Below are 13,188 nucleotides of genomic sequence, written 5' to 3'. Positions count from 1 at the left end.
ACGTAAAATGGCCATCGATATCCTCGTAGTCGATGACGAGCCCGACATCCGCGACCTTGTGGCCGGGGTGTTGAGCGATGAAGGCTATGAATGCCGCACCGCCGGTGACAGCACCAGCGCGCTCGAACTGTTCGACCAGCGCCGCCCCAGCGTGGTGCTGCTGGATGTTTGGCTCCACGGCAGCCCGATGGACGGGCTGGAAGTGCTCGACGCTATCAAGGCGCGCGAGCCCGAAGTGCCGGTCATCATCTTTTCGGGCCACGGCAATATCGACACGGCCGTTTCTGCGGTCAGCCGCGGAGCGATGGATTTCATCGAAAAACCGTTCGAGGCAGAGCGGCTGATCCACCTTGTCGAACGCGCCACCGAAACCGAACGGCTGCGGCGTGAGAACGCCCGGCTGCGCGAGGGGATCGCCGCGTCGGACGAATTCACCGGCAATTCCAACATTATCAACCAGGTCCGCGCCACCTTGAAGCGGGTCGCCAATACCGGCAGCCGGGTGCTGATCACCGGCCCTGGCGGATCGGGCAAGGAAGTCGCCGCGCGTCTGCTCCACACCTGGAGCCCGCGCGCTGCCAATGCTTTCGTCACGGTCAATTCCGCCCGCATCACGCCCGAACGCTTCGAGCAGGAGCTGTTCGGCGAGGAGGCCGACGGCAAGCTGGTGCGGCCCGGCCTGCTGGAAATGGCCGACGGCGGCACGCTTTACCTCGATGAAGTGGCCGACATGCCGATCAACACCCAGGCTCGCATCCTGCGAGTGCTGACCGACCAGAGCTTCGTGCGGGTCGGCGGAACCAGGCAGGTGGGGGTGGACGTGCGCGTGGTGTCCTCCTCGGCCCGCGACCTGGAAGTGGAGATCACGGAAAAGCGCTTCCGCGAAGACCTGTTCTACCGCCTCAACGTGGTGCCGATTGCCATCCCATCGCTGGCCGACCGGCGCGACGATATCCCCGCGCTGGCCGACCATTTCTTCACCCGCCACGCGCGTGAACAGGGCCTGCGTCCGCCAACCGTCTCGCCCGAGGCCCTGGCGGCCATGCAGGCTTATGATTGGCCGGGCAACGTGCGCCAGTTGCGCAACGTGGTCGAACGCACGGTCATCCTCGCCCCGCGCGAGAAGTTCGAACGGATCGATCCCGACATGTTGCCGCCCGAAGTGGTCGGGGGACCGAGTGACAGCGGCGGCGGGATATCCGCGCTGATGGGCGTGCCCCTGCGCGAGGCGCGCGAGAGCTTCGAGCGCGAATACCTGCGCATCCAGATCCGGCGTTTTTCCGGAAACATTTCCAAGACTGCCGGTTTTATCGGGATGGAGCGCTCGGCCCTCCACCGGAAGCTCAAGATACTGGGAATGGGCGAGCGCAAGGAAGATGCGGACAGCGATGAATAATCGGCGTAGATAGTTTCCTAGGAAGCCATTCCGGGCAGCTTCCCGATTCTCTTCCCAGGCTTCTGCCTGGAAGTGGATCGACCGAACCCGGAACGACAACCGGTTACCGTGTGTTTGTAACATTCGGCGGCCAGAACGCGGGAGCGGCAAGCTCTCGCCAAAAAGAACAGGAGTCACCCAGAGATGACCAGAACTACACTAACCCCGCGCGCCCGGCCCAAGAGCGAGACGCCCGAGCCCCCTCCGGCTTCGGTGCCTGCTGCCACCAACGGCAAGCCGGGTAACCTCCAGGACCAGTTCCTAAATTTCCTGCGCCGCGAGAAGATCGCCGTCACCATGTTCCTGGTGAAGGGCGTGAAGCTGCAGGGCATTGTCACCTGGTTCGACAATTTCTCCATCCTGTTGAGGCGCGATGGCCAGTCGCAACTGGTTTATAAGCACGCCATCTCCACCATCATGCCGGGCCAGCCGGTCGATGCCGCGCAGTTTGCCGTCGGCGAAAGCGGGCGCAAGCAGCGGCTGTTGCAGGACATCTTCCTCACCCGAGTGCGCGAGGCCGAAGTGCAGGTTACGATGTTCCTCGTCAACGGCGTGATGCTGCAGGGCCGGATCGCCAGCTTCGACCAGTTCTGCATGCTGCTGGAGCGTGACGGTTTTGTGCAGCTGGCCTACAAGCATGCGGTATCGACCATCCAGCCGGCCAGCCACGTGGACCTGTCGGGCGATTTCGATGATGAAGGCGACACACCCTGATATTCGGTAATGACGATATCGAAGGCGAGGTCACCCGCGGTGCGCGGGCCCTCGTCGTTTGCCCCGACATCCGCCGCGACCGTTCGGCCCACGATCCCGAAGTCCGGCTGGAGGAGGCGAGGGGGCTTGCCCTCGCCATCGGTATCGTCGTCGCGGAAAGCTACATCCTCCCGATCCGCGACCGCAAGCCGGGCACCCTGTTCGGCGAAGGCCAGATCGAGCGGATGCAGGTCGATTGCGAACTGCACGAGGTTGATCTCGTCATTATCGACGGCGCGCTATCGCCGATCCAGCAGCGCAACCTCGAAGAAAAGCTCAAGCGCAAGGTGATCGACCGCACCGGCCTGATCCTCGAGATTTTCGGCGAACGGGCGGTGACGGCGGAAGGCCGGTTGCAGGTGGAACTGGCCCACCTCGATTACCAGCAGAGCCGCCTAGTGCGCAGCTGGACCCACCTTGAACGCCAGCGCGGCGGCTTCGGCTTCCTCGGCGGTCCGGGCGAAACACAGATCGAGGCTGACCGCCGCCTGATCCGTGGCCGCATGGCCAAACTGCGCCGCGAGTTGGAGCAGGTCCGCAAGACGCGCGAACTGCACCGCAAGCGGCGGGGAAGGGCGCCCTGGCCGGTGATCGCCCTGGTCGGCTATACCAATGCTGGCAAGAGCACGCTGTTCAACCGCATCACCGGGGCCGACGTGATGGCGGAAGACCTGCTGTTCGCCACTCTCGATCCTACCATGCGGGCAATCACACTTCCGGGCGTGGACAAAGCGATCCTGAGCGACACGGTGGGGTTCATTTCCGACCTGCCAACGCAGCTGGTGGCCGCATTCCGCGCCACGCTGGAGGAAGTGACCGCCGCCGATATCATTCTCCACGTCCGCGATATCGCCAATCCCGACACGACCATGCAGAAAAGCGAAGTGCTTGGCGTGCTGGAAGACCTGGAAGTACTCGGCGAGAAGGCCAGCGAAAGCCCGATCCCCATTCTTGAGGTGTGGAACAAGTTGGACCTGCTCGATCCGGAGCGGCAGGCGGAACTGGAACCCCTGGCCGAAGCCGATCCCGATGTGGTGGCCATTTCGGCCGTCACCGGCTTCGGTGTCGATGTGCTGCTGCAGCACCTGGGCGAAGTGCTCACTAAGGGTGCCCGCCGGCACAGCATCGCTGTTCCCGCGCAGGACGGACAGCGCATCGCCTGGCTCTATGCCCACGGCGAAGTCCTCTCCGACGAAGATGGCGGGGAGGGCGACGATGGGCCCTTGCGGATGATCGACGTGCGGCTGAGCGAGAAGGACTTCGGTCGCTTCGCCATGATGGCCGGCTAGCAAGGCCATGATGGAGGGGATTACAACGGGTTACGAGGAGCGGTTCGACTTTCCGACGCATTTCGGGCCGCCTCGCACGACTTACCTCCTGGCATCGGTGCCGCGATCGGGAAGCACGTGGTTGAGCCACGTCCTGTGGGCCACCGGCTGCCTTGGCGCGCCGCTGGAATATGTGAACTTCGAACCGGGCGGTCCCTATGGCTTTGCGGCCAACGATGCCGCGAAGCAAACGGCCTTGTGGCGGCGCGCCATGGCGACGCGGACCTCGCCCAACGGGGTGTTCGGCCTCAAGACCTTCCCGGCGCAGCTCCACCACGTGCAGCAGGATAATCCGGCGCTGGTGGACGAAGTCATGCGCTTCATGCTGGGAAACCAGTCCGACCGCAAGGTGGTGCAATTGCGCCGCAGTAACCGCGACGCCCACGCAATTTCCTATGCCCGAGCCATGCTGCGGGGTATCTGGCGGGCCGAGCAGGAGGAGCAGGGTGGGGCAACCGAGCCAGAATATTCAGCGCTGGCGGTGGAGCGCGCCGCTCATCTGATCGACCTGCAAGAGCGCGCCTGGCAGGATATGTGCCGTGACCTGCGGATCGAGCCGCTGCTGCTTTGGTTCGAGGATGCCGTGGCCGACCCGGCGGGGGTTGCAGGACAGGTGGCGGACTATCTCGGCGTGGCGCTCGATCCGTCGGCGAGGGTGTATGTTCCGGCAATCCGCCAGCAATCGCGCGAGGGCGCGCGGATCTGGGCGGAGCAGCACGCAGCTCGCTAGCTTTCGCTCCGCTTCACCTGCTGCCACAGCGCTTCCTGCGCATCGAGATCGAGGCTGGTGAAATTGTCCGCCAGGGCCTCCATCGCCCGGTAACGCCGCTCGAATTTTTCATTGGCGGCGCGCAGAGCTTCTTCCGGCGAGATACCATGGGCGCGCACCAGGTTGACGGCGGCGAAAAGGAGGTCACCGGCTTCCTCGCCCTTGTCCCCAGGGGCAGCTTCGGCGAGCTCGGCCATTTCCTCGACCAACTTGTCAGCCGGCCCCTGGGTGTCGGGCCAGTCGAACCCGTCGCGCGCGGCACGCTTTTGCAGTTTTTCGGCGCGGAGCAAGGCAGGCAGAGCCTGTGCCACGCCGTCCATAGCGCTGCGGGCGCCAGCCTGTTCGCGTTCGGCAGCTTTTAGGTCTTCCCACCGCGCCGTGGTCATGTTGCCCGATTGCTCGCCGAAAATGTGCGGGTGGCGGGCTTCCATCTTGTCACCGATCGCTGTGGCCACGTCATCGAAAGCGAATAGGCCGGCTTCTTCGGCCATGCGTGCATGGAACACGACCTGGAGTAGCAAGTCGCCCAATTCTCCGCGCAGGTCCGCCATGTCATCGCGCGCGATGGCATCGGCGACTTCGTAGGCCTCCTCGATGGTATAGGGCGCGATGGTGGCGAAGGTCTGCGCCTTGTCCCAGTCGCAACCGGTTGCGGGATCGCGCAGGCGGGCCATGATCGAGAGGAGGCGGTCTGTCTGGCTGGTCATGTTGGGATGATAATATATATTATGTTAAGTGGTTGAGCACTCGTAATAGGGAGCCCCCTCTCGGCCATCAGACGAACGCGCTCGCGATCAGGCCTGCAAGTAGGAATATCCCGGCCCACGCCAGCGCGAACACCAGGGTCTTCTTCCCGCCGATGTTATGCGAACGATAGGCGCTGAGAATCAGGACCAGTGCGCCGGCCGCCCATATCAACTGCACCCAGCCATATCCGCTCATGCCATCAACTCCATCCCGTCGAACCCGACCAGAACATCCTTGGGAACTTCGGCCGTCAGGCTGGCAAAGTCCATGCTCTTGTCGAGATGCGTCAGCACGGTCTTCTTGGCACGGCAACGCCGTGCGAACTCCAGCGACATCGCCAGGTGCGCATGGGTCGGATGTGGTTCGGCGCGCAGGCAATCGGTGACGAGAATATCGACGCGGTCGAACAGGTCGACCATGTCGTCGGTAATCTCGCTGAAGTCAGTCGCGTAACCGATTGATTTTCCATCTGCTTCGAACCGGTATGCCGTGCTGTTGATCGGTCCGTGCGGCATGTCCGTCCAGTCTATCCCGAAGCCTGATTGGATGCGCACTTTCTCCAGCGTGCTGAGATCCACGATGGTCGGATAGCCATATTGCCCACTGAACACATAGTCGAACCGGCTCCGCAGCTTGCGGCAGGTATATTCCGAGGCAAATCCCGGAATTGCGGCGGCCCTGCCATAACGCAGCGGCCTGAGGTCATCGATACCGTGGCAGTGATCGGCATGGTCGTGGGTCCAGAACACGGCGTCGATCCGGTCGATCCGGTTCGCGAGCAATTGCTGGCGCAGGTCGGTCGAGGTATCGACCAGCAAGCGCTGTCCGGCGGAGCTTTCCACAACGATGGACACGCGGGTGCGCCGGTTCCTTGGCTCATCCGGATCGCAGTCGCCCCAATCGTTGCCGATCCGCGGCACACCGGTCGAAGTGCCGGAACCCAGGACGATCAGCTTCACGCAGTCGCCTTGTCAAACAGGGCGTAGAAGTTGCGCGTGGTTGCCTCGGCCAGGGCTTCCACGCTTGTCCCGCGGAGGTCCGCCACGAATTCGGCGGTATTGCGCACAAAGGCCGGCTCACAGGTCTTGCCGCGATGCGGGACCGGCGCGAGGAACGGGCTGTCGGTTTCCACCAGTATCCGGTCTTCCGGAATTTCCTTCGTGAATTCCTGCAGTTCGCGGGCATTCTTGAAAGTGACTATGCCGGAGATCGATATCGTCAGGCCAAGCTCCAGCACCTTGCGGCCGAATTCGGGCGAGGCGGTGAAGCAGTGGATCAACGCGGGGAAAGACCCCTTCCCCATCTCGTCGGCCAGGATCGAGGCCGTATCCTCGTCTGCATCGCGGGTATGGATGATGAGCGGCAGGCCGGTCTCGCGCGAGACCTCGATATGGGTGCGAAACAGCGCCTGTTGCACGGCGCGGTCGCTCTTGTCGTAATAGTAGTCGAGGCCCGTTTCACCGATTGCGACGACGCGCGGATGCTCGGCCGCTTCCAGCAGCGCTCCCTTCCCCAGGTCTGCGTGGTGGTCTGCCTCATGCGGGTGGATGCCGATCGAGGCCCAGACATCGGGCTCACGCTCCGCCGTGGCGACGATGTCGGCCCATTCGCTCTGCCGGGTGGAGATGTTGAGGAAGGCGGTCACCCCTGCCGCGCGGGCATTGCCCAGCACCTCGCCCTGCCGCTCGGCGAGTCCCTTGTAGTTCAGGTGGCAGTGGCTATCGACCAGCATCAGGCGGGCGCGCCTTCACCCTCGGCCAGTTCGAGCCGGGGGAACAGGCCTTCAGGCTTGGCGAGGCCGAAACCGCTCTCGATCAGTGGCGAATACCAGTGCGAACCGATGGCATCGGGATTGCGCAGTTCCGGCGCGATACCCATGGCATCAAGGAGCTTCGCCATTGATCCAGGCATGACGGGCTGCACGGCCACGGCCAGTTGCGCAATGCAGATGTAGAGCGTGCCGAGCACGGTACACATCCGCTGTTCGTCGGTCTTGCGCAAGGCCCAGGGTGCCTGGGCATCGATGTAGGCGTTGCAGGCAAAGACCGCGCCCATCCATGCCTCAAGCGCCTGGGCAAAGGCGAGGTCGGCATAGGCGGCGGGCATTTCGCTGCGGACCACGCGGTCGACATGGGCGAACAGGGCCTCATCCTCCGGCGTGTGGCCGGTGATGCCAGGCAGGTTACCGTCGCAGTTCTTGAACACCTGCGACAAGGTCCGCTGGGCAAGGTTGCCGAAGCTGTTGGCAAGTTCGGAATTCGACCTGTTAACAATAGCTTCCGGCGAATAGCTGCCATCCTGCCCGAAGGTGAAATCGCGCAGCAGGAAGTAGCGTAGATTGTCCACCCCGAAGCGGTCGGCCAGCTCTGCCGGATCGGTGACATTGCCGAGCGATTTGGATTCCTTCTGTCCGCGGTTGAGGAGGAAACCGTGGCCGAACACCTTCTTCGGCACGTCCAGCTTCGCGCTCATCAGGAAGGCTGGCCAATAGACCGCGTGGAAGCGCACGATGTCCTTGCCGATCAGGTGCAGGTCGGCCGGCCAGAATTTCGCCATGTCGCCGTCCATATCCGGATAACCGAGGCCGGTGATGTAGTTCGTCAGGGCATCGACCCAGACATACATCACGTGGTTTTCGGCACCCGGAACCTTGACCCCCCAGTCGAAACTGGTGCGGCTGACCGACAGATCGCGCAGCCCGCCCTCGACGAATTTTACCACTTCGTTGCGGCGGCTCTCGGGCTGCAGGAAGTCGGGGTTATTACGGTACAGGGCGAGCAGCGGCTCCTGGTAGGCGGACAGGCGGAAGAACCAGCTTTCCTCCACCGTCCACTCGACTGGCGTGCCCTGCGGCGATAACTTTTCCCCGGCCTCACCGTCCACCAGTTCGCTGGCGTCGTAATAGGCCTCGTCGCGCACCGAGTACCAGCCTTCGTAGCGGTCGAGATAGAGGTCGCCATTGGCCTCCATTGCCCGCCACAGCGCCTGGCTGGAGGTGTGATGTTCCGCCTGTGTTGTTCGGATGAAGCGATCATACGAAATATCGAGTTTGTCGAACAGCTCGCGGAAATGGGCTGACATTTCATCTGCCAGCGCGCGCGGGGTGATGCCGAGGTCGCGCGCCTTCTGTGCCATTTTCAGGCCATGTTCGTCAGTCCCGGTCTGGAACCTGACATCGCGTCCCTGCATCCGGTGGAACCGCGCCAGCACGTCGGCGGCAATCGTTTCGTAGGCGTGGCCGATATGCGGCTTGCCGTTGGGATAGTGGATCGCGGTGGTAAGGTAAAAGGGGTCAGCCATGGGCTGGTTCCCTAGAGGCGGCCAGACGGGTGAGCAAGGTGCCTATTTCCAGCACCAGTAGCCCGGCATCGAAATTGGCGGTCGGCACCTCGGCAGTCAGGCGGGCAAGTTCGGCGTGGGTTTCGACCACGCCGGGGATCGATGCGGCGGAAATGTCCTGCAACGCGCCAGCGGCAATGGCGCGGGCCAGTTCCACCGCGGCCATCTGCTTGCGCCGGTCGGGCCGCGCGCCCATGGCCTCGGCCAGCCTGCCGCGCAGGATGAAGCCGGGATCGCCCCTGACCGCGATATCCTGCATCAGCCGGTGCAGCACCTTGAGATCGAGTTCCACGAAATCGAGCGCCGCGCCCGGCGATCCCCCTGCCGCCATGATCGCGGCGGCCCGTGTTGCGCTATCGGCCGACGGCACCTCGCGCTGCAGTATAGCGTCGATTGCGCCATCCTCGATGCGGGCGAAGCGCAGCAGCCGACAGCGTGAGCGGATCGTGGCCAGCAGGCGGCCCGGACGGTGGGCGACCAGCATGAAATGCGTACCGACCGGAGGCTCCTCCAGGCTTTTGAGCAGGGCATTGGCCGCGCCCTTTTCCAGATCGTCGGCCGGATCGATGATGATGACACGCCTCGCCCCCAGTGTGGGCCGCGTATGCAGCCGCAGTTGCATGGCGCGGATCTGATCGACCGAGATGCTCCGCTTCAGGGCGAAAGGCTTGCCATCGTCGCGCTTCTTCTCATCGTCCTTGGAGGCCGGAAGGTGGCTGAGCACGATCACGTCAGGGTGTTCGCCGGGCGGCTGCGGGACACCGGGCTCGGCCACCAGCTCGCGGGCTGCGGCCATGGCGAAGCTCGCCTTGCCGATGCCGCGCTGGCCCGCCAGGATCCAGCCGTGGTGCATCCGTGGCCCGGCCATGGCGGCGTGCCACTGGGCCCAGGCATCCTGATGGCCATCCAGCATCATGCTTCACCGCCAAGGCGCTGGCTTACGGCGTGCAGCACCTGCAAGTGGACGCTGGCCGCATCGACCGATCCGTCGATCCGGGCAAAGCGTTCAGGCTCCTCAGCCGCGATGGCGGCAAATCGTCGGGCGACCTTGGCGTGAAACGCTGCGTCCCGGCCACCGATCCGGTCGCTGTCCTCGCCATCGCGCAGGGCGATGCGGCGCGCTGCTTCTTCGGGCGGCAGTTCGACCAGCAAGGTCAGGTCGGGCATGAACCCGCCACTGCCTACGCCATGCAGCGCTATGATCGTCTCGTCTGGCAGCCCCCCTTCCCCGCCCTGATAGGCGCGGGTGGAATCGATGAACCGGTCGCAGATAACCCATGCCCCGCGCTCAACGGCCGGACGGATCAATTGCGCCACATGGTCGGCCCGCGCCGCGGCGAACAGCAGGGCTTCGGCCGGAAGGTTCCAGTCTGTCCCGTCGGTGGCGAGCAGGAGCTGGCGGATCGCTTCTGCCCCCGGCGTTCCGCCTGGTTCCCGCGTGACGACCACTTCAAAGCCCTGCTCCCGCAAGGCCTCGGCCAGTAGCCGGGCCTGGGTGGATTTGCCCGCGCCCTCGCCGCCTTCGAACGTGATGAAATGGCCAGCCATCAGGTGATGAACCCGGCAAGGCCGTTGACGATCCGCCGGAAGAAACCTGCCTGCCCAACAGCTTCTGTCGCCGCCAGGGGCACGTCGAAGGCCGCCTGGCCCTCAATCTCGACATGCAGGACGGCTACCTCGTCTCCCTCGGCGATCGGGGCCAACAGGGGCCCGTTGTAGCGGATCGACATCTGCTTCACGCGTGCACCCCCGACCGGCAAGGCAAGGTTGACACCCCGCGGCGCACGCAGGTCCACATGCAGCGCATCGCCATTTTGCACCCTCGCCCGCCCGACCACGGTTCCCGGTGGAGCAAGCTCGCGTGTCGCGAAGCTGGAAAAGCCCCATTCGAGCAAGGCCCGCGCCGCCTGGTCCCGCGCATCGCCACTCGGGGCGCCTGCCAGCACCATGATCAGCCGCCGACCGTCGCGCTCGCCCGATCCGAGAAATGTGAAGCCGGCTTCGTTGGTATAGCCGGTTTTCATGCCGTCAGCGCCCTGCACCCGCCCGGTAACGGGATCGTGGTTCTGCTGGGTGATATTGCGCCACGTCATCGTGCGATGGCCGAAATAGCGCCGGTAAAGACCGGGATAGCGGGTGACGACTGCTTCGCCCAATCGGGCCAGATCATGGGCGGTGGTGAAGGTGCGGCCGTGATCGGGATAGCCGTTGGCCGATCCGAAATGGGTATCGCGCATGCCCAGGTCCGCCGCATTGGCATTCATCAGGTCAAGCCATGACTGGACCGACCCGGTCGATGCCAGGGCCAGGGCCACGCTGGCATCGTTACCAGATACCGAAGTCGCGCCCAGCAAGATCTCGCCCAGGGTCGGCCGTTCGCCCGCTTTCAGGAACATGGTCGAGCCCACGCCAGACCATTCCTTTTCCAGCTCGGGCGAAATCTCGTACCGGGTGTTCGGCGATATGCGCCCCTCGGCCATCAGGCGGAAGGCGGTGTAGGTGGTCATCACCTTGACCACCGAGGCAGGCATGAAGCGGCGGGCCGGTTCGCGGGCGAACAGTTCCTGTCCGGTGCTGAGATCCACCAGCAGGGCGACGGGAATCTCCGGCGGAACGGGCGCGGTTGCCGCCTGCGCGGCGGGAACCTGCAACAGCAGGGCGCCCAAAAACAATCGGGCAAGCAACACTGTGACTTTCCGCAGATGATCCAAGCTTGCTCCCCGCATGGCCGCGACGGACCGGCAGGGATTACCGGGCTCAACCGCTGGTCAGGATTCGGGCATCGCTATAACCCGCCGCCCGCACATTGGCGAGCGAGGCCTCGGCCTCTCCACGGGTTCTGTAGGGACCGGTGCGGACGCGGTAGAGATCGCCGAACGGTACCACATGGCCGCCCAGCGCGCTGGCGGCGCGGTTGGCCCGTTCTTCCGAGGAAAACGCGGCGGCCTGGATTTCGAATCCGCCAGTGATCGGGGTGACGACCTCGGCCAGTGCCGGTTCTGGCGCAAGTTCTGGTGAAGGCTCCGATTCAAGGGCTGGTTCCGGCTCGATAGCTGCCAGTTCGACCAGTTCGCTGGAGAAGGCCCGTTCGAAGCTGGGTGCTGCTGCTGCCGGTTCGACCTCGGCCAGCGGGGCAAGTGGCAATTCTTCGACCGGCGGCAGTTCCACCGCCGTTTCCGGCATGGCGCGGGCGTGGAGGCTGGCTGAACCTTCCGCCGGAAGGCGGCGACGCAGGACCTCGACCAGGCCCATCGGTGTATCCATCCTCACCGGTGCCGCCTGGCGATCGCGCAGCAGGGCGCGGTGCGCTTCGGGCGCGTTGACCCGCCGCACGCGGACCGGCGTATCGGGCGTGGCGCCAATCTGCTCCATCGCCGCGGGCGACAGGGCTAGCAGGTGGTTTGAATCCATCGGCCCGCGCTGTTCCACCCGGACGAGAATCGTGCGGCCGGTTTCCAGCGAGGTCACTTCGACATAGCTGGGGAACGGCAGGGTGTGGTGCGCCGCGGAGAAGCCCGTCCCGGACCCGGCGGCGAGATAGCCGACCTCGTCATAATTCATCACGTCGGCCGGGCGATAGGTGGTTCCGTCCACCAGATAGGGATCACCAATGGTGACCGGATAGTCGGCCTGAGGCCCGTTGACGGCAATCCCCGCCGGAGCAATCGTAGCCGACGGCGCGCCGCCGCCAACCACGCCACAAGCTGCCAGCGCCGTAGTGCTGGCGAGAATTATGCAGAGGCGGCCAATACGTCCCTGGGCCCGACCCTGTCTGCTGTCACCGCGAAATCTCATCTGCCAGAAGCCCCACACTCATCGCGTAGTAATTCGAGCAGTTATATTCGAGGATAACCCTATAATTCTGGGTTAAGAGGTAGCCGGGATTCGCCGCGCCATCGGGTTCGAACAGCGTGGCCATCACATCATCACCGATGTTTCCGCGCGGTTCCACGCCCATGGCTCGCCATTCGCGCACCGTCATCCAGCGGCTCATCCGGCCATGGACGCGGGGGCAAACCGGTGGCACGACATCGTTAACGATGGCATTGCGATCGACCGAATTGGGGACGAAGGCCCTCACCCCCCAAGGCTCCCCCGTGCGCCATCCGGCATCGCGGAAATAGTTGGCAATGGAGTGGAGCGTGTCGGCGTCGGAGTTCCAGATATCCTTGTCACCATCGCCGTCTCCGTCCTTGGCGAGGCGCAGGTAAACGCTGGGAAGAAACTGCGGATTGCCGAAGGCGCCGGCATGGCTTCCCACCAGATCACTGCGCGGGACACCCTGTTCAACCATTTGCAGCACGGCGAACAGCTCAGGCTCGAACAGGTCGCGGCGGCGCCCTTCCCAGGCCAGGGTGGCCAGCGCCTGCGGCAGGTCGAACCCGCCCTTTACCGCGCCATAGGCCGTCTCGTGGCCCCAGATGGCCAGCATGATTTCAGCAGGTACGCCATATTCCCGCTCCACCGCGGTGACCAGCGGCCCGACGCGGCGCATGGCTGCCACCCCGCCGTTGATCCGAGACTGGGTGTTGTGGCGGTTGATATAGGCCGCCATCGAAGGAAAGCCGGTGCTGGTCGTGGCGCCGGATGAAACATTCTCCCGATCCAGGTCGATCACCCGCTGGCTGACGGTAAGGCCGCCCAGCACGCGGTCGATAGTGGCCTGGCTGATGCCATCGGCCCGGGCGCGCGATGCGACCGACTCAAGATAGCTGGCAAAGCTGCCCTGCTGTGCATGGGCAGCCGGACCGAGGCAAAGGGCGGCTGCTGCAAGCATCGCGGTGCGAAATGGGCGGGAAAATCTCATGCGCGCACAG

14 protein-coding genes are annotated in these 13,188 nt (G+C 64.3%); 4 read left to right on the top strand and 10 right to left on the bottom strand.

All coding sequences use genetic code 11. From position 1 onward, the window contains the following. Nucleotides 1-7 precede the first annotated feature (7 nt). The 4 genes from ntrX (at nucleotide 8) to M3P36_RS08540 (ending at nucleotide 4,246) form a co-directional block, all read left to right on the top strand. A complete protein-coding gene (ntrX, locus tag M3P36_RS08555; protein WP_249702837.1) occupies nucleotides 8-1,396 on the top strand; it encodes a nitrogen assimilation response regulator NtrX in 1,389 nt (462 codons plus the stop codon). A 183-nt stretch (nucleotides 1,397-1,579) separates the two neighbouring features. After that, complete coding sequence (gene hfq, locus M3P36_RS08550; RefSeq protein WP_249702836.1) at nucleotides 1,580-2,149, top strand: RNA chaperone Hfq; 570 nt, start codon at nucleotides 1,580-1,582, stop codon at nucleotides 2,147-2,149. Then, entirely contained in the window at nucleotides 2,149-3,477 is a 1,329-nt protein-coding gene (gene hflX, locus M3P36_RS08545) for a GTPase HflX (RefSeq protein ID WP_349630561.1), read from the top strand. The genes hfq and hflX overlap by 1 nt, the downstream gene beginning before the upstream one ends. A 7-nt stretch (nucleotides 3,478-3,484) precedes the next feature. Beyond that, entirely contained in the window at nucleotides 3,485-4,246 is a 762-nt protein-coding gene (locus tag M3P36_RS08540) for a Stf0 family sulfotransferase (protein ID WP_349630560.1), read from the top strand. Here M3P36_RS08540 and mazG read toward each other — a convergent pair. The 10 genes from mazG to M3P36_RS08490 form a co-directional block, all read right to left on the bottom strand. Next, nucleotides 4,243-4,992: a nucleoside triphosphate pyrophosphohydrolase gene (mazG, locus tag M3P36_RS08535; RefSeq protein ID WP_249702834.1), complete on the bottom strand. Its 750-nt coding sequence runs from the start codon at nucleotides 4,990-4,992 to the stop codon at nucleotides 4,243-4,245. The two genes, M3P36_RS08540 and mazG, sit on opposite strands and share 4 nt — an antisense overlap. A gap of 67 nt (nucleotides 4,993-5,059) precedes the next feature. Beyond that, complete coding sequence (locus tag M3P36_RS08530) at nucleotides 5,060-5,227, bottom strand: hypothetical protein (RefSeq protein ID WP_249702833.1); 168 nt, start codon at nucleotides 5,225-5,227, stop codon at nucleotides 5,060-5,062. Then, nucleotides 5,224-5,991 (bottom strand): MBL fold metallo-hydrolase, encoded by a 768-nt coding sequence (locus M3P36_RS08525; RefSeq protein WP_249702832.1) that lies wholly within the window; start codon nucleotides 5,989-5,991, stop codon nucleotides 5,224-5,226. Before M3P36_RS08525 ends, M3P36_RS08530 begins: the two co-directional genes overlap by 4 nt. Further along, the gene (locus M3P36_RS08520; protein WP_249702831.1) at nucleotides 5,988-6,764 is read right to left on the bottom strand and encodes a TatD family hydrolase; all 777 of its coding nucleotides are present in this window, start codon (nucleotides 6,762-6,764) and stop codon (nucleotides 5,988-5,990) included. Before M3P36_RS08520 ends, M3P36_RS08525 begins: the two co-directional genes overlap by 4 nt. After that, nucleotides 6,764-8,332, bottom strand: coding sequence for a methionine--tRNA ligase (metG, locus tag M3P36_RS08515; protein ID WP_249702830.1), 1,569 nt, complete (start codon nucleotides 8,330-8,332; stop codon nucleotides 6,764-6,766). Before metG ends, M3P36_RS08520 begins: the two co-directional genes overlap by 1 nt. Then, nucleotides 8,325-9,287, bottom strand: coding sequence for a DNA polymerase III subunit delta' (locus M3P36_RS08510; protein WP_249702829.1), 963 nt, complete (start codon nucleotides 9,285-9,287; stop codon nucleotides 8,325-8,327). The genes metG and M3P36_RS08510 overlap by 8 nt, the downstream gene beginning before the upstream one ends. After that, the gene (gene tmk / locus M3P36_RS08505) at nucleotides 9,284-9,922 is read right to left on the bottom strand and encodes a dTMP kinase (protein WP_249702961.1); all 639 of its coding nucleotides are present in this window, start codon (nucleotides 9,920-9,922) and stop codon (nucleotides 9,284-9,286) included. Before tmk ends, M3P36_RS08510 begins: the two co-directional genes overlap by 4 nt. Continuing rightward, nucleotides 9,919-11,037 carry a D-alanyl-D-alanine carboxypeptidase family protein gene (locus M3P36_RS08500; RefSeq protein WP_249702828.1) on the bottom strand — a complete coding sequence of 373 codons (1,119 nt, stop codon included), beginning with the start codon at nucleotides 11,035-11,037 and terminating at the stop codon, nucleotides 9,919-9,921. The genes tmk and M3P36_RS08500 overlap by 4 nt, the downstream gene beginning before the upstream one ends. Before the next feature lie 91 nt (nucleotides 11,038-11,128). Further along, entirely contained in the window at nucleotides 11,129-12,166 is a 1,038-nt protein-coding gene (locus M3P36_RS08495) for an SPOR domain-containing protein (RefSeq protein WP_249702827.1), read from the bottom strand. Further along, entirely contained in the window at nucleotides 12,150-13,178 is a 1,029-nt protein-coding gene (locus tag M3P36_RS08490) for a lytic murein transglycosylase (RefSeq protein WP_249702826.1), read from the bottom strand. Before M3P36_RS08490 ends, M3P36_RS08495 begins: the two co-directional genes overlap by 17 nt. Between the last annotated feature and the right edge of the window lie 10 nt (nucleotides 13,179-13,188).

Origin of the sequence: Altererythrobacter sp. KTW20L (assembly GCF_023501975.1) — a bacterium.
Taxonomy (GTDB): Bacteria; Pseudomonadota; Alphaproteobacteria; order Sphingomonadales; family Sphingomonadaceae; genus Alteraurantiacibacter.
The sequence above is the reverse complement of the archived record's forward strand: the minus strand, read 5'-3'. Positions and strand labels throughout refer to the sequence as shown.

Bases quoted from the DNA above. Each gene is read 5' to 3' on its own strand.
- ntrX (WP_249702837.1), top strand. From the start codon at position 8: ATGGCCATCGATATCCTCGTAGTCGATGACGAGCCCGACATCCGCGAC.
- M3P36_RS08520 (WP_249702831.1), bottom strand. From the start codon at position 6,764: ATGCTGGTCGATAGCCACTGCCACCTGAACTACAAGGGACTCGCCGAG.
- M3P36_RS08540 (WP_349630560.1), top strand. From the start codon at position 3,485: ATGATGGAGGGGATTACAACGGGTTACGAGGAGCGGTTCGACTTTCCG.
- mazG (WP_249702834.1), bottom strand. From the start codon at position 4,992: ATGACCAGCCAGACAGACCGCCTCCTCTCGATCATGGCCCGCCTGCGC.
- metG (WP_249702830.1), bottom strand. From the start codon at position 8,332: ATGGCTGACCCCTTTTACCTTACCACCGCGATCCACTATCCCAACGGC.
- M3P36_RS08490 (WP_249702826.1), bottom strand. From the start codon at position 13,178: ATGAGATTTTCCCGCCCATTTCGCACCGCGATGCTTGCAGCAGCCGCC.
- hfq (WP_249702836.1), top strand. From the start codon at position 1,580: ATGACCAGAACTACACTAACCCCGCGCGCCCGGCCCAAGAGCGAGACG.
- M3P36_RS08530 (WP_249702833.1), bottom strand. From the start codon at position 5,227: ATGAGCGGATATGGCTGGGTGCAGTTGATATGGGCGGCCGGCGCACTG.
- M3P36_RS08495 (WP_249702827.1), bottom strand. From the start codon at position 12,166: ATGAGATTTCGCGGTGACAGCAGACAGGGTCGGGCCCAGGGACGTATT.
- M3P36_RS08510 (WP_249702829.1), bottom strand. From the start codon at position 9,287: ATGATGCTGGATGGCCATCAGGATGCCTGGGCCCAGTGGCACGCCGCC.